Source organism: Deltaproteobacteria bacterium (assembly GCA_016218975.1).
GTDB lineage: Bacteria > Desulfobacterota > Deferrimicrobia > Deferrimicrobiales > Deferrimicrobiaceae > JAENIX01.
On record JACRCO010000098.1, the window covers coordinates 1 to 18,901 of the forward strand.

Annotated in this window: 16 protein-coding genes; 9 read left to right on the forward strand and 7 right to left on the reverse strand. The window is 61.8% G+C overall.

The genetic code is table 11. The annotated features are described in order from the left end of the window. A partial coding sequence (locus HY896_13920) for a DJ-1/PfpI family protein (GenBank protein MBI5577444.1) occupies positions 1-364 on the reverse strand: 364 nt, incomplete at its 3' end. 259 nt (positions 365-623) lie between these two features. Between HY896_13920 and HY896_13925 the strand changes: the two genes are divergently transcribed. The 4 genes from HY896_13925 to HY896_13940 all read left to right on the forward strand — a co-directional run bounded on the left by HY896_13925 (position 624) and on the right by HY896_13940 (position 7,029). After that, on the forward strand, positions 624-2,129 hold the full coding sequence (locus tag HY896_13925) for an efflux transporter outer membrane subunit (protein MBI5577445.1): 1,506 nt from the start codon (positions 624-626) through the stop codon (positions 2,127-2,129). A 15-nt stretch (positions 2,130-2,144) separates the two neighbouring features. After that, complete coding sequence (locus HY896_13930) at positions 2,145-3,266, forward strand: efflux RND transporter periplasmic adaptor subunit (GenBank protein MBI5577446.1); 1,122 nt, start codon at positions 2,145-2,147, stop codon at positions 3,264-3,266. Between the two features lie 5 nt (positions 3,267-3,271). Further along, a complete protein-coding gene (locus HY896_13935; protein MBI5577447.1) occupies positions 3,272-6,373 on the forward strand; it encodes an efflux RND transporter permease subunit in 3,102 nt (1,033 codons plus the stop codon). A gap of 356 nt (positions 6,374-6,729) precedes the next feature. Beyond that, entirely contained in the window at positions 6,730-7,029 is a 300-nt protein-coding gene (locus tag HY896_13940) for a hypothetical protein (GenBank protein MBI5577448.1), read from the forward strand. A gap of 68 nt (positions 7,030-7,097) precedes the next feature. On the opposite strand, the gene HY896_13945 is transcribed toward HY896_13940, so the two are convergent. The 4 genes from HY896_13945 to HY896_13960 form a co-directional block, all read right to left on the reverse strand. Then, positions 7,098-8,474 (reverse strand): NAD(P)(+) transhydrogenase (Re/Si-specific) subunit beta, encoded by a 1,377-nt coding sequence (locus HY896_13945; GenBank protein MBI5577449.1) that lies wholly within the window; start codon positions 8,472-8,474, stop codon positions 7,098-7,100. After that, positions 8,471-8,767, reverse strand: a complete 297-nt coding sequence (locus HY896_13950; GenBank protein ID MBI5577450.1) for an NAD(P) transhydrogenase subunit alpha — start codon at positions 8,765-8,767, stop codon at positions 8,471-8,473. The genes HY896_13945 and HY896_13950 overlap by 4 nt, the downstream gene beginning before the upstream one ends. Continuing rightward, complete coding sequence (locus tag HY896_13955) at positions 8,764-9,912, reverse strand: Re/Si-specific NAD(P)(+) transhydrogenase subunit alpha (protein MBI5577451.1); 1,149 nt, start codon at positions 9,910-9,912, stop codon at positions 8,764-8,766. The genes HY896_13950 and HY896_13955 overlap by 4 nt, the downstream gene beginning before the upstream one ends. Before the next feature lie 81 nt (positions 9,913-9,993). Then, positions 9,994-11,718, reverse strand: a complete 1,725-nt coding sequence (locus HY896_13960) for a sigma 54-interacting transcriptional regulator (protein ID MBI5577452.1) — start codon at positions 11,716-11,718, stop codon at positions 9,994-9,996. A 322-nt stretch (positions 11,719-12,040) separates the two neighbouring features. Between HY896_13960 and HY896_13965 the strand changes: the two genes are divergently transcribed. From HY896_13965 to HY896_13985, 5 genes are all read left to right on the forward strand, one after another. Further along, on the forward strand, positions 12,041-13,534 hold the full coding sequence (locus HY896_13965; protein MBI5577453.1) for a DUF3373 domain-containing protein: 1,494 nt from the start codon (positions 12,041-12,043) through the stop codon (positions 13,532-13,534). Between the two features lie 22 nt (positions 13,535-13,556). After that, positions 13,557-13,883 (forward strand): hypothetical protein, encoded by a 327-nt coding sequence (locus HY896_13970; GenBank protein MBI5577454.1) that lies wholly within the window; start codon positions 13,557-13,559, stop codon positions 13,881-13,883. Between the two features lie 86 nt (positions 13,884-13,969). Beyond that, complete coding sequence (locus HY896_13975; GenBank protein ID MBI5577455.1) at positions 13,970-15,337, forward strand: cytochrome C; 1,368 nt, start codon at positions 13,970-13,972, stop codon at positions 15,335-15,337. A 22-nt stretch (positions 15,338-15,359) separates the two neighbouring features. Continuing rightward, positions 15,360-15,614 carry a hypothetical protein gene (locus HY896_13980; GenBank protein ID MBI5577456.1) on the forward strand — a complete coding sequence of 85 codons (255 nt, stop codon included), beginning with the start codon at positions 15,360-15,362 and terminating at the stop codon, positions 15,612-15,614. Positions 15,615-15,749: 135 nt separating this feature from the next. Then, the gene (locus HY896_13985; GenBank protein ID MBI5577457.1) at positions 15,750-16,706 is read left to right on the forward strand and encodes a hypothetical protein; all 957 of its coding nucleotides are present in this window, start codon (positions 15,750-15,752) and stop codon (positions 16,704-16,706) included. An 82-nt stretch (positions 16,707-16,788) separates the two neighbouring features. Here HY896_13985 and HY896_13990 read toward each other — a convergent pair whose 3' ends face one another. Together HY896_13990 and HY896_13995 are read right to left on the reverse strand one after the other, a co-directional pair. After that, positions 16,789-18,126 (reverse strand): S8 family serine peptidase, encoded by a 1,338-nt coding sequence (locus tag HY896_13990; GenBank protein ID MBI5577458.1) that lies wholly within the window; start codon positions 18,124-18,126, stop codon positions 16,789-16,791. Positions 18,127-18,135: 9 nt separating this feature from the next. Then, positions 18,136-18,861: a hypothetical protein gene (locus HY896_13995; GenBank protein ID MBI5577459.1), complete on the reverse strand. Its 726-nt coding sequence runs from the start codon at positions 18,859-18,861 to the stop codon at positions 18,136-18,138. Positions 18,862-18,901: the final 40 nt, after the last annotated feature.

Below are 18,901 nucleotides of genomic sequence, written 5' to 3' on the forward strand. Positions count from 1 at the left end.
CTCTTCTCCCGCGCAGGACGTTCGCCGACGCGAGCATCCAGCCGCCGTGGCATATGGCGGCGACCACTTTCCCCTGCCGGTACGATTCGCGAACCAGGTCGACCATCGACTTACGCAGGCGCATCCGGTCCGGCGCATAGCCTCCGGGTACGATCACCGCGTCGAAGCCGCCCGCATCGGCCTGCTCCACGCCGATGTTCGCTCTCGCCTCGTAGCCGTGCTTGGAAGTATACGTGGATGCCAACGGCCCCACGATCGAAACGTCGGCGCCGGCTTCCCTCAGGCGCAACACTGGATACCAAAGTTCCAGGTCCTCGTAGAGGTTTTCCACCAGGACCGCAACCCGCTTTCCTTTCAGTTCCATATAACACCTCCGGTGTGGCCTTTCCCTTGACCGGGATCTTCTCTCTACACTTCTTTTGAGAAATAATCCCGCGCCGCGGTTTCATCGGGCGGGGGCAGGCATACGGTCTCCATGAGGGATCATGTCGAGGCGATCCAGGCGCAGCAGGCGTCCGAGTTGAACGTAGTTCATGAGATAAGTTGGAATGGACTTGCATCTAATTTTTTTATGCACGATCTTATGATGACGCAGCCGAAACTCTATGGACGGGAAATTACGCATGAAACGATGCATGCGGAACATTGTCGCGTTATTCGTCGCAGCCCTCGCAGGTTGCGCGGCCGGGCCCGATTTTCGCCGTCCCGCTTCCCCCGCGGCGGCTTCATATGCCGGAAAGGATTTCCCCGCAGAGACGGCCGCGGCGCCGTCGGCTGGGGGAGCCGCCCAGCGATTCGTGGAGGGTGAGAAGATTCCCGCGCAGTGGTGGGAACTGTTCCGCTCGAAGCCGCTTGACAACCTGATCCGCCAGGCATTTGCGGACAATCCTTCGCTCTCCGCGGCGGAGGCGAGGCTCCGCATCGCGGAACAGAACCGCAGGGCGCAATTCGGAGCTCTATTTCCGCAGGTATCGGGCAGCGCCTCGGCGAGCAGGCAGAAATCATCAGGGGCGTCGTTCGGCCAGCCGCAGCTCGACATCTCCCCCTTCAACCTCTACAACGCATCGATCGGCGTAACGTATGCGCTCGATCTGTTCGGCGGCACGAGGCGTGAACTTGAGGCCCTTCAGGCGGAAATAGATTACCGGCGATACCAGCGCGAAGGCGCGTGGCTCGCTATTGCCGCCAACATCGTCACGACGGCGGTGCGCGAAGCAGATCTGCGCGCCCGGATCGCGGCGACCAGGGATATTGCGTCCGCGGAAGAGATGCAGCTTGGCCTGGTGGAGCGGCGGCATCAGCTCGGCGGGGCATCCCTCCCGGACGTCCTCGCCCAGAAGGCGCAGCTCGCACAGACCAGGGCTGCCCTGCCGGAACTGGAAAAACAGCTTGCGCAGGCGCGCCACCGGCTGGCGCTGCTCGCCGGCAGATATCCCGAGCACGCGGCGACGCTCCCGGAATTCGCGCTCGACGGAATGAACCTGCCGCAGGAACTTCCCCTGAGTCTGCCTTCGTCGATGGCGCGCCGCAGGCCGGACATAAGAGCCGCGGAAGAGGTGCTGCACGCGGCGTCCGCCAGGATCGGCGTGGCCACGGCGAACCTCTACCCGCAGATCACCCTGACGGGCAACATGGGATCGCTGGCCACAAGGCCGCAGGACCTGTTCGGCTCGGGATCCTCGATCTGGAGCGTCGGAGCGGGGCTGCTCCAGCCTATCTTCCGGGGCGGAGAGCTGACCGCGAAGCGGCGAGCCGCGATCGCCGCCTATGACGAGGCGGCGGCTCAATACCGCGAAACCGTCCTCCTTGCTTTCCAGAACGTAGCCGACGCCCTGCGTGCTCTTGAAAAGGACGCTCAAACGCTCAAGGCGCAGGCCGGGGCCGAAGCCGCGGCCCGGGAATCACTCGAGCTCGCACGGCGGCAATTCGAACTCGGCGCGGTCGGCTATCTGACGCTGCTTAACGCCGAGCGGCAGCACAGGCAGGCGGTTATCGAACTCGTCCAGGCCCGGGCGGCCCGCCTTTCCGACACGGCCGCCCTCTTCCAGGCGCTCGGCGGCGGATGGTGGAACGGCGAACCTGAGAGCGGCGCGGATAAAATATCGCGGAACGGTCGAATAAGTCCTTAACGGAGCCTTCACGCCATGAAAAAACGGATCATCCTCGTCGTCGCCGCGATTTTGATCGTTATCGCCGCGCTTGCAGCGGCCAAGATCATGCAATTCCGGAAGATGGACGAACAGGGGAAGAATTTCGTTCCTCCGCCCGAGACGGTGACCGCCGTTGCTGCACGGACCGAATCGTGGGAAACGGCGCTTGGCGCGGTCGGATCGATCAGCGCGGTCCAGGGGGTAACCGTGGCCGCCGAACTGACAGGGAAGGTGACGGAAATCGTGTTCGAGCCGGGGGCGAAGGTAAAGAAGGGGGACCTGCTGATCCGGCAGGACACCAGCTCGGAGGATGCACAGCTCCCCGGCGCCGTGGCGCAGGTGAAACTAACGCAGACCGTCCTCGCCCGCAACGAAAAGATGCTGGCGGAACGGATCATTTCCCAGGCCGACTTCGACGCGGCCGTCGCCGCGCGCGACCAGGCGATCGCGCTGGCGGAAAGCATCCGCGCCGCCATCGGCAAAAAGACGATCCGCGCCCCCTTCGGCGGCAGGATCGGCATCCGCCAGGTGAACCTCGGCCAGATCCTCCGCGAAGGCGATCCTATCGTCACGCTGCAATCCCTCGACCCGGTCTATGTCGACTTCTCCCTTCCGCAACAACACATCGGGCGGTTGCGGGTCGGTCTCCCGGTCAAGGTGACTTGCGATGCCCTGCCGGGGGTAACGCTCGGCGGACGCATAACTGCGATCAACCCGCTGGTTGACGCGGAAACCCGAAACATCCGCCTGCAGGCGACGGCGCAGAACCCGAAGGAAAGCTTGAGACCCGGAATGTTCGTCAACGCGGCGGTCGGCCTGCCGGTCCGGCAGAAAGTGCTCGCCGTTCCCGCCACGGCGGTTCTCTATGCCCCTTACGGCGATTCGGTTTTCGTCGTAGAGGACGCCAGGGAAGGAAAAGGAGGCAAGGTTCTGCGCCAGCAGTTCGTGCGGCTCGGGGAAAAGCGCGGAGACTTCGTCGCCGTCGCCCACGGACTGAAGGAAGGGGAGAACATCGTCAGCACCGGCGTTTTCAAGCTCCGCAACGGACAAGCGGTGACCGTCGATAACCGTCTCGCGCCGAAATTCCAGGAAGCCCCGAAACCGGAGAACAGCTGAAACATATGAAATTCACCGACCTTTTCATCCGGCGGCCGGTCCTGGCGCTGGTGATCAACCTGCTCATCATCATCGGGGGCCTTCAGGCGATCCGGACCATAAACGTCCGCCAGTACCCGCGCAGCGAGATCGCGATGGTGACGGTCACCACGGTTTACATCGGCGCAAGCGCTGACCTTGTGCGCGGGTTCGTAACCTCGCCGCTGGAGAGGGCCATAGCGGCCGCCGACGGAATCGAGTACATGGAATCGCAGAGCGCCCTCGGCCTCTCCACGATCAACGTGCGTCTCCGGCTCAACTACGATTCCACCAAGGCCCTTGCGGAGATAGGCTCCAAGGTAGACCAGGTGCGCCGCGACCTTCCCCCCGAGGCGGAAGTGCCGGTCATAAACATCGAATCGGCCGACAGCCGGTTCGCATCGGCCTACTTGAGCTTCAGCTCCGACCTGCTTGAGCAGAACGAGATCACCGACTACCTCGTAAGGATCGTCCAGCCCCGACTTTCGGCGATACCGGGGGTGCAGCGGGCGGACGTCCTGGGCGCCCGCACATTCGCCATGCGCATATGGCTCAAGCCGGAACGGATGGCCGCGCACGACGTCAGCCCGGTCCAGGTGCGGCAGGCATTGGCGGCCAACAACTTCCTCTCCGCCCTCGGGAGAAGCAAAGGCACGTACATCCAGGTAAACCTCACTGCGGACACGAACCTTCGCACGGTAGAGGAATTCAAGCGCCTGGCCGTGAGGCAGCGGAACGGAACGATAGTCAGGCTGGGCGACATCGCCGACGTGGTGCTGGGCGCCGAGGACTACGACGCGGAGGTCCGCTTCTCCGGCCAGACCGCGGTTTTCATGGGCATATGGCCGCTCCCGAACGCCAACTCGGTCGACGTCATCAAGCGGGTGCGGGCCGAGATGGACTCGATCAGCCGCGACCTGCCGGTGGGACTTACGGCCCGCGTGGCTTACGACGCCACAGACTACATCACCAACGCGATCCGCGAGGTCCTGAAAACACTGGGAGACACGCTGCTGATCGTCGTCGTCGTGATCTTCCTGTTCCTCGGGTCGTTCCGCTCGGTCATGATCCCGGTGGTGGCGATCCCGTTGTCGCTGATCGGGGGGGTTTTCCTGATGCAGGTCTTCGGGTTCACTTTAAACCTGCTGACGCTCCTGGCCATCGTCCTGTCTGTCGGCCTTGTCGTCGACGACGCCATAGTCGTCGTGGAAAATGCGGAGCGCCACATGCGCGAGGGGAAAACGCCCCTTGACGCGGCGCTGATCGGCGCCCGGGAGCTGGTCGGGCCGATCATCGCGATGACCGTCACCCTGGCGGCGGTCTATCTTCCCATAGGGCTCCAGGGGGGACTTACGGGAGCGCTCTTCAGGGAGTTCGCGTTCACGCTCGCCGGAGCCGTAGCCATCTCGGGAGTCGTGGCGCTGACCCTTTCGCCGGTCATGTCGGCGAAGATGCTGAAGCCCGGTCTCGAGGAACGCGGTCTGGCCGGACGCATAACCCGCGGTTTCGATCGCCTGAAAAACGCGTACGGCCGGCTGCTGGACAATACCCTCGCGGCGCGTCCCGCGGTTTATGCGATCTGGATAGCCGTGTCGCTCGCCAGCGTCCCGATGTTCATCATGTCCGCGAAGGAGCTGGCGCCGATGGAGGACCAGGGCGTCATCTTCGGCATCCTGGACACATCCGCCAACTCCACCCTCGACCAGAACAGCATCTTCGCGACGGAGGTCAACCGCGTCTACCAGAGCACGCCGGAAACCGACTTCACTTTCCAGATCACTTTTCCGAGCGGCGGTTTCGGCGGCATGGTGGCAAAGCCCTGGAAGGAACGGAAGCGGACCATATTCGAGATCCTTCCCGGGGTCCGGCATGAGCTTCAGAAGATCCCCGGCATACGGACCTTCGCGGTGCCCCCCCCTGCGCTCCCCGGAGGAGGCGATTTCCCCGTGGAATTCATATTGGCGTCGACGGCCGAAACTCCCCGGATACTCGAATTCGCCCAAAAGATCCAGGTGAAAGCCATGCAAAGCGGGATATTCGCCTTCCCGCCTGTGATCGACGTAAAGATCGACCAGCCCCAAACCGAATTCGTGATCGACCGGGACAAGGTGGCGGCGATGGGTCTGAACCTGGAACAGGTGGGAGGCGACCTTGGCGGGCTGGTGGGCGGCGACTTCGTAAACCGCTTCGACATATCGGGCCGCAGCTATAAGGTCATCCCTCAGATCCAGCGCGTCGGACGGCTGAATCCCGGCCAACTCCAGGACGTTTACGTCACGGGCCCGAACGGCAGGCTTGTGCCATTAAGCACGGTGGCAACCCTGCGCGAATCGGTAGTCCCCCGATCGCTCAACCGGTTCCAGCAGCTCAATGCGGTGAAGATCAGCGGCGTGGCCGTCCGGCCGCTGGACGAGGCGCTGCGCTTCATGGAGGACGAGGCGGCGAAGATACTGCCCAAGGGCTACGTCATCGATTACACGGGCGAGTCCCGCCAGCTCCGCACCGAAGGGGAAAAGTTTCTGCCTGCTTTCACCCTGGCCATCATACTGATCTTCCTGGTGCTGGCCGCCCAGTTCAACAGTTTCCGCGATCCCTTCGTCATCCTGGCGGGTTCGGTGCCTCTGGCCATGTTCGGGGCATTGATCTTCACGTTCCTGAAGATGCCCGACCCCAACGTCCCCTTCTGGACCCGCGGCTGGACCACCACACTCAACATCTACTCGCAGGTCGGACTGGTGACTCTCGTCGGGCTGGTGTCCAAGAACGGCATTTTGATCGTCCAGTTCGCCAACCAGCTGCAGATCGAGGGAAAGTCGAAGCTCGATGCCGTGCGCCAGGCCGCGATGATCCGGCTCCGGCCGATCCTCATGGTGAGCGCCGCAACGATCGGCGGCCACTTCCCGCTGACGCTGGTCACCGGCGCCGGCGCCGCCGCAAGAAATTCCATCGGCCTTGTTCTGGTCGGCGGGATGTTCATCGGGACGCTCTTCACATTGTTCGTCATCCCTTCCATCTACATGCTGATCGCCCGAGACCATGGCATGGATCGGGAACTCATCCAACCTGGCGGAAACTCGCGGCCCGACTGAAATATTCTTTCGATGCCTGCGGATCGAATCCCCTTTTTGCACATCGAATGTTGATGGACGTCGAAAGGAGGTCCGTCATGGCGGAAGTTGCAGGGAAATCGTCTTTTATTGCGCGTGACCCAACGAGGCTACCGCCGCCGGTCAGGCGGCCCGGTTCCTCGGACAGGGGTTCACGAAGGTGAAAGTGCTGTTGGGCGGCGTCGAGGCATGGGAGAAAGCGGGATATCCGATCATCCGCGCTGCATAGCAGCCTTCCGGAATCGCTTGCGGCCGGCGGGAATCCAACCCCCATAACTTCCTTTCGTCCCGCACGGCGGGACCTTGGGAAATACAGCCCACCGGGAGGAGATGAGATCATGAACATGAGAAAGGCAGTGGCAATGTTGGCGGCGGCGGCGTTTATCCTGGGCCTGGGAATTCCGGGCATTTCGACGGCGATGAGCCACGAGGAATTGAAGGGCACCGTCACCAGGATCGAGGGCACCAGGGTAACGATCCAGGACAACATGGGCATGGAAAAAACGATTCAGGCGACAGGGCCGGAAGAGCTGAAGAACATCAAGATCGGCGACCATGTCTCCTTTAAAAACGGCATGTTGAAGAAAGAGGCGGAAGGGGCCGAAAAATCCAGTCCTGCTCCTGGACCAAAGTACTGATGCGTTGAACGCCGGAGGGCGAAGTTACGCGCTTTCGCCCTCCGGATCCTCTCCTTGCACGAACCGTCTCACCGGCCGGAAGACAATTCCTTGACGATCCCGCCGGCCACAGCCTTGGCGTCGCCGAAGACCATGAGCGTCCGCTCCATGTAGTAGAGCTCGTTGTCGATGCCCGCGAATCCGGGACTCATGCTGCGCTTGATCACCATCACAGTGCGCGCCTTGTCCACGTCCAGGATCGGCATCCCGTAGATCGGGCTGTTCCGGTCGTGGCGGGCGGCCGGGTTGGTGACGTCGTTCGCGCCGATGACGAGAGCCACGTCGGCCTGCGGAAACTCGGAATTCACGTCCTCCATCTCCATCAGCCTGTCGTATGGAATGTCGGCCTCCGCCAGGAGGACGTTCATGTGTCCGGGCATCCGGCCGGCAACAGGGTGGATGGCGAATTTCACGTCGACGCCGGCCCTCGTGAGGATATCGAACATCTCGCGGAGCTTATGCTGCGCCTGCGCCACCGCCATCCCGTAGCCCGGGACGACGATCACCCGGCTCGCCGCCTGCAGAATGTCCGCAGCCTCCCCGGGCGTTGCGCTGCGCACGATCCGCGGCGAAGCGGAAGCCGCGGCCCCCGCCTGCATCTGGCCGAAAGCTCCGAAAAGAACGTTGGTGAAGGAGCGGTTCATCGCCCGGCACATGATAACCGACAGTATGAAGCCGGACGATCCGTCCAGCGCTCCGGCTATTATGAGGAGTTTATTGTTGAGCACGAATCCCATCGCCGACGCCGACAGCCCGGCATAGGAGTTGAGAAGCGAGATCACCGTGGGCATGTCCGCTCCGCCGATGGGGATGATGAGGAGCACGCCGAACAGCAACGCCATCGCGCCGAAGACCGGGAACAGCCAGGAGGCCTCCGGCCGTATCGTCAGATAGGCGCCGGCGGCGGTTGCCAGCCCGAACAGCGACAGGTTGACGATATTCTGGTTGCGGTAGGTGATCGGTCGCGTCGGCAGGATCTCCTGCAGCTTGCCGAAGGCCATAAGCGACGCCGTGAAGGTGAGGAATCCCAGCAGCACCTCGAACGCAAGGGCGCCCATGGTGAAGGTGTCTATTCGGGGGGTCCTCAGATAATACTCCGCCGTCCCTACCAGCGCCGCGGCCAGCGCCCCGAATGCGTGCGAGAGCGCCGTCCGCTGCGGCACGGCGGTCATCGGCATCAGCGCCATGGGAATGCCGATCGCGGTTCCGGCCACGAACGCCACGGCGATCCAGCGGTAACTCTCGATTTCGGGTTTGAGCAGCGTCCCGCCCACCGCCAGCGCCATTCCGGCTACTCCGACGATCACTCCGCGGCGCGCCGTCCCTACGGCCGAAAGCCACATCAAGGCGAGGATGAAGGATACCGCCGCTCCAAGGTATATGAGAGGGATGAACGCGTCGATCATTGCTTGTCTTTCCCGCTTTTCCGGAACATCCGGAGCATGCGGTAGGTGATGAGGTAGCCGCCGACGATGTTGATCATCGAACAGGCAACCGCCAGCGTCCCAAGCACGGTGGAAAGCGCGGACTTCTGCTCGCCCGCCACCATGATCGAGCCCACGACCGCGATGGCCGATATGGCGTTGGTGAGAGACATCAACGGCGTATGCAGCAGCGGCGACACCCGCCGGATCACCTGGAATCCCAGGAACGTCGCCAGCACGAAAACGTAGAGCCCCAGTTCGACGTCGGCGCTCATGAAGACGCCTTGCCTTTCCAATCCGGCAGCCGGACTGCGCCGCCATGCGTTACAAGCGCTCCGCGAATGATTTCGTCGTCCAGGTCGAGGTGGAATTTTCCGTCCTTCCAGAACGCCAGCACGAAAGAAGTCAGGTTGCGCGAGTAGAGGACGCTCGCGTGCCACGGGAGTTCCGCGGGAAGATTGAGCGGGCCGAAGATCGTTACTCCCCTCTCCGTCACGTTGAAGCCGGGCCGGGTCAGCTCGCAGTTGCCGCCGGCCTCGGCGGCCAGGTCGACGATCAACGAGCCGGGCCGCATCGCCCGCACCATCTCCGCGGTGATCAGCCTGGGCGCGGTAATTCCGCCTATGAGCGCCGTCGTGATGACGGCGTCGGCGGCCGAGCACCGATCGGCGATCAGTTCCGCCTGCTTCCGGTAGAACTCCGGGGAAAGTTCCCGGGCATAGCCTGCGGTATCCTGCGCGCTCTCGCCGGTTTCGACGCCGACGAATCGGGCGCCGAGGCTCTCAACCTGTTCCTTGACCGCGGGGCGCGTGTCGGTGGCTTCGACCGTGGCTCCCAGGCGCCTCGCCGTGGCGATCGCCTGCAGCCCCGCCACCCCGGCGCCGATAACGAATACTTTGGCGGGAAAGACGGTCCCCGCCGCGGTCGTCAGCATCGGGAAGAATTTCGGCAACGCACCGGCGGCGATCAGCGCAGCCTTGTAGCCGGCGATGTTGGCCATCGATGAAAGCGTGTCCATGGATTGGGCCCGCGATATCCTGGGGATCCGGTCGGTGGCGAATGCGCTTATCCTTCGCGCCGCGAGCTTATCCACCACGTCCGGGTGGCGCGCCGGAATCAGTGTGCCGAGGAGCATTGCGCCCTCGCGCATCATGTCTATCTCATGAAGACCGAGGGCCGGGTTCATGTCGGGAGGTTGCACCTTGAGGAGAAGATCGGCGCCGGCCAGCAGACCGGCTACGTCCGTCCCGATATCCGCCCCGGCCGCCCGGTAGTCGTCGTCGGAGATATGGGCGGCCGCCCCGGCACCGCTTTCAATGGAAACCCGGATGCCCGCCTGAACCAGCTTTTTGCATGACTCCGGCACGAGAGCAACCCGCGTTTCCCCTTCACGGATTTCCCTTACAGCCGCGATTTCCATTGGGTTCCCCGAACGAACCCCGGTTAAATACCGGAGTTGTCGTTCGTTAGATGCAAATCACGATGGTTTTATGGCAGGTCGCTATCGGTTTATGCCCAATTGTTTCATCCGTCTCCAAAGGGTAACGCGGCTCATGCCGAGCTGCGATGCGGCCTCGGCCCGGTTCCATCGGCAGCGATCGAGCGTCTCCCGAAGCCTCTCCGCCGCAATTTGCCCGTCCCGTCCGGGAGGATTCGGCACAGATCCGCCGGCGCCTCTGAACCGGATTTCGGCCGGAAGCGAGGACTCCTCGACCGTGGTCCCCCGCGAACAGATGTTCGCACGCTCGACGGCGTTTTCCAGTTCCCGAACATTGCCGGGCCACGAATACTCGATCAGCGCCTGCATCGCCAAGGGGGAAAAGGCGCGCGCGCATCCCCCTTGCCGCTCCTGCGAGCGGTCCAGGAAATGCTGCACGAGGAACGGAATGTCCTCCCTGCGGTCACGGAGCGGCGGCAGGGTGACAGACACCACGTTGAGCCGGTAATAGAGGTCGTCACGGAACGCGCCCCCGGTGATCCTCTCCTTGAGGCGGCGGTTTGCGGCCGAGATGATCCGCACATTCGCCTTCCTCGTTTTCGTCTCCCCTACCCGCTGGTATTCCCTCTCCTGGATGACGCGGAGCAGCTTCGCCTGCAGATGCGGTCCGATCTCCGATATCTCGTCGAGGAAGAGCGTGCCTCCCTCCGCCATCTCGAACCGCCCGGCCCGGTCCTTTACCGCCCCCGTGAACGCCCCCCGGACGTGTCCGAAAAGCTCGCTCTCCATAAGATTTTCGTTGAGGGATGCGCAATTGACCCCGAGAAACGGCTTCTCCGACCGGCCGCTCAACCGATGGATCGCCCGCGCCGCAAGCTCCTTGCCGGTGCCGCTCTCCCCTTCGATCAGGACGTTCGCATCGGAATCGGCGACGGTCTCTATCAGGTCGAAAATTTCATGCATGCGATGGTTCTTGCTCAGTATCCCCTGGAACTCCCGCACCTGCCCGGAGGAAACCGGCATGAAATTCATTTCCCTGAGATCGCGGAACGAGCAGATCCCGCCGATCTGCCGCCCTTCCTCATCACGCAGAACCGCCGTGCTGGACGCGATCGGAATCGCAGTCCCGTTCCTGTCCCGCAGGTTCACCTCGACTCCCCGAAGCGTCTCGCCGGTCCGCATCGACCGCTTGAGCGGGCACACGGACTCGCAGAAATCGGAACGTAAAACCTCCATGCACTTCTTCCCGAGGACCTCGTCCGCGGAATATCCGGTCAGTCTTTCGAGCGAGCGGTTGAAGGACATCAGCTTCATGTCCAGGTCGACCGTGTAGACTCCCGAGGGAATATTGTCGAGGATCGTCTGCATCCTGATCCGTTCCCTCCGGTACATGGAGCTTGCTTTCCTGAGGTTTTCCTTCAACTCCTTGAGCCTTGTGATGTCGCGGATCACCTCGACAACGCCTATCGTCCTGCCCGCCGAGTCGCGGAGCGGGGTGAAGTTTATGCAGGCGCTCATCGGCTCCCCGCCTTTTCCCCGAACCTCCACGTCGAACCGATCCTCGGACTTACCCGTTTCCATTACCGCCGCGAAGGGACAGCCGGAGTCGCAGATCGATTCTTGGACGACTTCGCTGCATGGTTTCCCGAGGATCTCTTCCAACCGGTAACCCGACTTTTCGAGAAAGGACCTGTTGGCGAACAGAATCCGCCCATCCGGCGAAATCGCGACCATCACATCGGTGACCGACTCGACAAGAAGTTTCTCGAAAGTCAATTCGGTATTCATGGCACCCCCTTAACCAGCATTTAACGTTTAACGTTTCATTAACGTTAACACGCGATACATTTCGTTTCATCAAGAATGTTTCACGTTAACCGCTTGAAATAATACTATTTGGGATCGTTTCGTACATCTCCGACGGTTGTTTCAGCTTTAACGTGAAACAAACTGAAACAACCTGAATTCTCCGGCGAATTTGTCCCGACGGAAAAACTCCTTTTATTACAACTGGTTTCCCTTTCGATAGCAAATGGCATGGTTATAGCCAGTGCAATGGCAGGGCCGGACGGATACGGATTCCGGGACAGTCGACAAAAGGAGACAAGTAATGAAAAGAAAATGGTCCGCAACACTGGCGTCAACCCTTTTAGCGCTCCTTGTGGCATTGCCGGGAGCATCTCTCGCCGCGGAACCCGCACCGGAAGCGAAGAAATCGACCTTCGACTGGCTGACGATCGGAGGAGATTACCGATTCCGGGCGGATTCCCTTAACGGGAAAATGCCGACGTTTTTCAACTTCTTCGATCCTTCGTACCAGGCGTTCCTCGGAGGCGGGCCGGCGCCTTCCCCGACCGCGGGGGCGGATGTCAAGAACGAGACCCTCTACACCAACCGGTTCGGGCTGAACCTCAAGGCGAAGGCGTCGCAAAACGTGTCGGCCTCCGCCCGTCTCGTCATGTTCAAGACATTCGGCTCGCAGGACGACAGCGCGGTTTCGGGACTGCGCAGCGCGAGCGGGACGATCCAGCCGTTCTTCGCCGACCGTGTCGGCGTGTTCGACGGAACCACGGGCCACATCCCCGCCGACGGAAAGGTCTTCGTCGACTACGCGTATGTGACGATCAACAACATCTTCGATCAGCCGATCTGGTTCTCCGTCGGGAGACGTCCATCGACGGGTGGGATCCCGAGCCACCTTCGGCAGAACAACGAGAAACCGGGGAACGCGGGCATCCCCGCCTTGCTTGTGGATTACGCCTTCGACGGGGCGACCCTCGGATACGCGCCCGACATCGAGGCGCTCCCGGGAGCTTACGCGAAGCTCTGCTACGGAAGGGCATTCGAAAACGGCTTTACGCTGGATTCGGGGAACGGCCTCCGCGATACGGACATGATCGGCGTCTCGCTGGTTCCCTACGACACTGACCGGCTCTACATGAACCTGCAGTGGAACCGCGGCATGAATATCTTCAACTCGCCGGTCATCAAGAGCAACACCGTCTTCGGAAATACCCAGCCCTCCGTCGATCTGGGAGACATCGACTGGTTCGGGTTGACCCTGCTAAGCACGATGAAGAAGGTCGGACCGGGGACGCTGAACATCTTCGGAAGCGGGGCGCTCGACAAGACCCATCCCAACGGAAAGACGGTCATCCTGTCTAACGGCTTCGACACGGGCGCAGGCCTCATGTTCACGGGGCGCAGCGAATCGACGACCGGCTGGGCAGCCCACATCGGGGGCCGATACGACATCACGGCCACCCGGACGAAGATCGGGGCGGAATACAATCACGGCTCAAAAAACTGGATATCTTTCGTTCCGGCGGGGGACGACATATGGACCAGCAAGCTGGGCGCCCGCGGGAACGTCTACGAAATCTACCTGATACAGGAACTGAACGAGAAAGCGGTTTCTTCGCACATCGCGAAGACTTTCCTGCGCGTCGGCTACCAGTACTACGACTTCACCCACACTGGAAGCAACAACTGGGTAGGCGCCCCGGTCAAGATGTCGGAGCTTGTCAACGCCGCGAACGCGCAGATGCTGGTGCCTGTCGAGAAGGCGACGGATTTCTACGCGACGGTTGAAGTGAAGTTCTGAGTTCGAAGGAATGGAGGCTCACATGAAACGGTTCGCGATCGTGTTCGTTATGCTCGCATGCGTCGCCGCGGGGGGACTCTTTCCGGCCGGTGCGGCTGCCGACGGTGAAATCAAGTTGGTCGGCGTTATTTCCGCGATCGATATCGCCGGACAGGACGCCGCCTCGGCAACGGTGACGCTCAAGGACAACAAGACCGATGCGGCGGTCACAGTCGTCGTCACCGACGACCTTACGCTGGACAAGTTCAAGGACCACCGCATCGTCGTCGGGGACGAGATCAGGCTCAAGTACGAATCGAAAGACGGGAAGAACCTCAGCAGGTATTTCCGTAAGACGGCGGGCTGCTGACCGGCCCGCATCGGAAGCTTTGTGAATATTGCGTATTTTCAGCCGCCCGGGATTATCCCGGGCGGCTGCCGCAACGGGAGGGAAGCGTGAAGCGTTATTCGATCGTTTTGTCTTTGTTGGCATGCGCATGTTCCGCCGCCTGGGGGGCGGAACACCCCGGCAGGGCCTATCTGGAGAAGAACGGATACAAGGGCCCTTCGACGTGCGAAACGCAGGGGTGCCACCCCGGAACCGCACGGTCGTTCCTCGACACCGTGCACTGGAAACATTCCTCCAGGGTTACGAACGTGGACGGGACGGACCCCCGGGCCGAGTACGGGATGAAGAACCGCATATACACGATGTGCAACGGGAACGACATCGTTAACGACCTGAAGGAAACCCCGCCGAATACGAAAACCGGCAAGACGAAATTTACCGGATGCAACACTTGCCACCCCGGCAACCATACAAGCGACGTGGGGAGCACGGGAAAGGACGCGGAGAACGCGGTCGATTGCCTGGTATGCCATTCATCGTCATACGATTACCGCCTCCGCAAGCCGTACAGGGACGAGAAGGGCAGGATCGTCATGGGACAGGACCGCAGCGTGAAAGCCGCCCTCGCGGTCGGCAAGCCCGGCGTCAAGAACTGCATGGTATGCCACGAATCGGCTGGAGGAGGCGTCCTCCTGAAACGCGGATTCGCTTTCACGCGCGAGAACGATGTCCATGCGGCCAAGGGTATGGTCTGCGTCGACTGCCATGCCGCGAAGGACCATAGAATCCCGACCGGGTACGACCCTAACAACTGGGCGAACGACGGTATCCGCGTTTCCTGTTCGGGCTGCCACGGAGAGACGCCCCACAAGGACGGCGACATCGATCGCCACACCGGAAGGATCGCCTGCCAGACATGCCACATAACCAGAACCGGCGGCGCGGCGGCGAAAGACTTTACCCGGTGGACACAGGGGGCGGACGGCTTTTTCGAACCGACAACCCTCCGCATGGAAGCGAACGAGACGACGCCGGTGTACGCCTGGTACAACCGCACCGTCGCAAACACGCCCGGGTTCATCGGGCCCAAGGGAACCCGTGCGGACGCAGCAAGCCGCATCCATCCTTTCAAGATATACGAAGGCAAGGCTTACTTCGACCGGAAGACCGGCAGCCTTCTTTCGATGGATTTCGCCCCGCCGATGGCGACGGGCGACACGCTGGCGGGAGTCGCCTCCGCCGCGAAGACCCTCGGTATCCGGGAATACGACCCCGTCCCGGGCTGGCAGACGATCTACTTCGGGAGCAGCCACCTCGTGACACGGAGCAAGGCGCTCACATGCGCGAACTGCCACGCCCCGAACGGCGTATTGAACTTCGCCGCTCTTGGATACACCGCGGAGGAGGTCCGCAAACTGACCTCCGCCGGGATCTACTTCGAGAAGATGACCGCGAAACAGAAGGAGGAGTGGTAAAAACCCCGAAAGGAGGAGAGAGATGAGAAAGATCTTCGTTGCAGCGGGCATCATGCTGGCCATGTCGCTGTCGGGCGGCACGGCCGACGCGGCGGGGCCTTCCCACGCCGGGTACGTCAAAACGTTCGAGGGGCCGCGCACCTGCACGGCGGCTTCATGCCACCCGGACGCCGCGAAAGAGGTGGCGGAAAGCCTCCATTATCAACAACGGGCGGTGCCGCAGTTTCTGGAAGGCTGGGAATCGGGAAAACTTGCGGGAATGACGGAGACGTATTGAGCGCCGCCCAATACGGTAGCGGGGCATAACTGGATCGGAATTCTCCAGTCCAGGGATGCCTCTAAGCCGGCGCAGCCAGGTGGCTGCGCTCTTTGCCACGCGGGACTCGGCGCGAAGCCCAATCCTGTCGGAAAGTTGACTGAAGCGGATTACGACAACATCGATTGCCTTTTGTGCCACGCCCCGGGCTACAAGCGTACGGTTACGAAGGACGGAAACAAATTCCGCATCGTCCCGGACCCGTCGATCGATATCCTTAAAGCGGCGCAGTCGGTCGGAAAACCGACGAACGATATTTGCCTTCGGTGCCACGCGGGCGCCGGCGGTGGGCCGAACCACAAGCACGGCGTCACCCCGACGAGGGAGAGCGACGTGCATGTGGCCAGGGGAATGCTGTGCGTCGATTGCCATTGCACCGAAAAACACAGGATACCCGGAGGCGCGGACATCAAGGCGCAGGAGCTAACGGACATTAAAACCGCCTGCGAGAACTGCCACTCCTCACCGCACGAGGGGGAGCAGGCGAAAGAGCTGAACCGGCACACGGCCCGGATCGCCTGCCAGACTTGTCACATCCCCTCGATAGCACGGGATTCGAAGATGCCCACGATCGTCGAGCGCGACTGGACGAAACCCGTCCTTAACGAAAAAACCGGGCTCTTCGGTCCGACGAACAGGACGGCGGGCAATGTGCGACCGGAGTACGCATGGTGGAACCGTTACATGAAAGTGCCGCCGGAGCCCGTGGGGTCCATCGGCGATCCGAAGGCGAAAATCTACCCGTGGAAACGGACGGATTACACCGTGATCGGCGACGCGGCGACCGGCAAGCCGGTCTTCATCAAGTCCGGCGCCTATGCCGTAACCGGAGACCCCGGGGCTGCCGCGAAAAAGGGGGCGGAGGACTCGAAGCAGAACTACAGCGGAACATGGAAAGGGATAAAGGAGACGATGGTGTTCTCGTTGAACCACCAGGTCGCTCCGAAATCCGAGGCGCTTTCTTGCGCATCCTGCCATGGCCCGAAAGGCGTGCTGGATTTCCGCAAACTCGGGTACGGCGACGAGAAGATCGGGAAACTGATCGGCAGGTAAAACCGACGAACCCGCCGGCAGGCAATGCCGAATCGATGCGGGTTAACGATCAGGAGAGGGCGGGGTTCGCCCGCCCTCTCCTCTACTTCCGCAGTTCCTCCAGCGCCATCGTGTACGCGGGAAACCCCGGACGCAGCGAAAGAGCGGTCTCGAACAGTTCTTTCGCCCGATCGATCCCGCCCAAGTCCCGCCAGGCCGCGGCGAGATTCGCCGCTGCGTCGGCGCTCCAGGGTGCGACCGCCCGGGCGGTTTCCAGCAGGATGCGGGCCTCCTTCGGATTTCCCCTGCACAATTTGTACAGGCCGGCATTGGTGTATATGAATTCCGCGAAGATTCCGCATGAAGGGCATTCCGTCGGATCCATGTACGGATGGCCCGGAGACATCGCAGCCTGCAGTACGTTGTGCACATGCGGCAGGTGCCGGATCGCTCGCTGAAACAATTCATCGGCGCGCTGGAGAAGGACGGGATCCTGCCGCTCCGGGGCGGTCGCCGCCAACGTAGCCTGGTAAAAGGAGGCATCCGCTCCCGCTCTTCCGCTCGTCCGGTAGGCTTCCAGCTCTCCGTTGCTCAAGCCAAGGGCCGCCGCGCCGGCGAACAGGGGACTTGCGAAACTCGTTCCGAGCATTCCCGGTATTTCACGGATGCGAAAATCCGCCAGCATAGCCTGCGGAGCGTGGGGAGCCAGGGAAAAAGCCCTCTCCGTTTCGCCGCCGCCTTCCGCCGGGAGATTTTCCCTCGATTCGCTCATGAAGCCGACGGCGTACACGGCATCCTGGCGCCCGGGGCAGAAAACGCTGCCCGAATTGTTGCCGGCGGCCGCGAACACCTTCTTGCCCTTGACTGCGGCCGCCGATGCCGCCTCGCACAGCACGCAGTCCGGGTTTTCGGGAGACAATTTACGTTTGCTGAATGCCGCCCGCCCCAGAAGGATCTCCGAAAACATCCTGATGACTTCTTCCGTGAAGGAAAACTTGTGCGGAGTACCCAGGCTCAGGTTGACTATATCCGCATCGGACCCGGCCGCATCGCGTACCGCGTCCCTGACCGCATACGGATCGACCACCCCGTCCCTCACGACGGAATAAATGTCGAGCCTGCACTCCGGCGCCACTTCGGCGATGAGGAGCGCCACCACCGTCCCGTGCTGCATCGAAGCCTTTGCCCCGCTTTGCGGGACGTAGCTCTTCACGCGATCGACGAGCCCGGCCAGCTTTGGAATCGAAAGGTCGCAGAGCGAGTCGATGACGGCCACCCGTTTCCCGCTGCCGCGGTAGCCAAGACCGTGGGCATGTTTCACGGCGCTCCAAAAAGGTCCTTCCAGGGAAAATCGCCACTTGTCCGAGGCGGGATCGTAGCCGCCGAGCACCGCCTCGGCACCCGCGGCTCCCTCCAGCTCGCACCACAAGGGATGCGGCATCGCAGCCTCCTATTCGGTGAATAACGGCCCGCGGGGAGAGATCTCCATCATGGGGATCTCAGGCATATCCCGCATCGCTTGAGTAACTGTTTCCGTCCCCCACCAGTTAAGCCCGTAGAGCCGCAATAGAATGGGGCCCGCGCCTTCCAGTTGATAGCCGAGGTTCCGCGAGTCGAGTATGGATATGCCGACGTTCGCGATGTCGAAATTCCTGATCGCCGATACATCGCCCTTGAGACGCACCGACGCGTCGGAAGCGCCCGATACCAGGACCACGAACCTGCCCGCCACCTCGACATGGCTCACCAGCAGATGGCCGGCCGGCCACTCCGGGCTTCTGTCGACGATGTGCTTCCGCACAGCCAGCAGATTCTCTATCTCGTTCGTACGCACATCCACCGCGTGGAACACGACCGCGCCTTCGGAGCCGAAGCTCAACTGGAAATCCAGGTCCACGGCGGGCCCCGGAGACGGGCCGGAAGCTACGGGCGCCGCTGCTCCAAGCTGAACGACCGTGCACTGGTTCGAGTGGAACTTCATGACATTGGGCTGCTGATTCTGCCGTTTCAGAATTTGCAGCTGTGGAAAAACGTCGCTTATGTTGCCCTGTCGCACGAAGGCATTGTTCTCTATCTTTCCGATGTCCCCGGGTCCGACCAGGTCCCCCGGCTGCCACACCGGTATGTAGCTCAGCTCGTTCCGAACTTCCCTGGAGTACCGTTTTACAAGATTCATCCTTCATCCTCCTTCGGCGGCGTGAGCGTTCCGGACATAC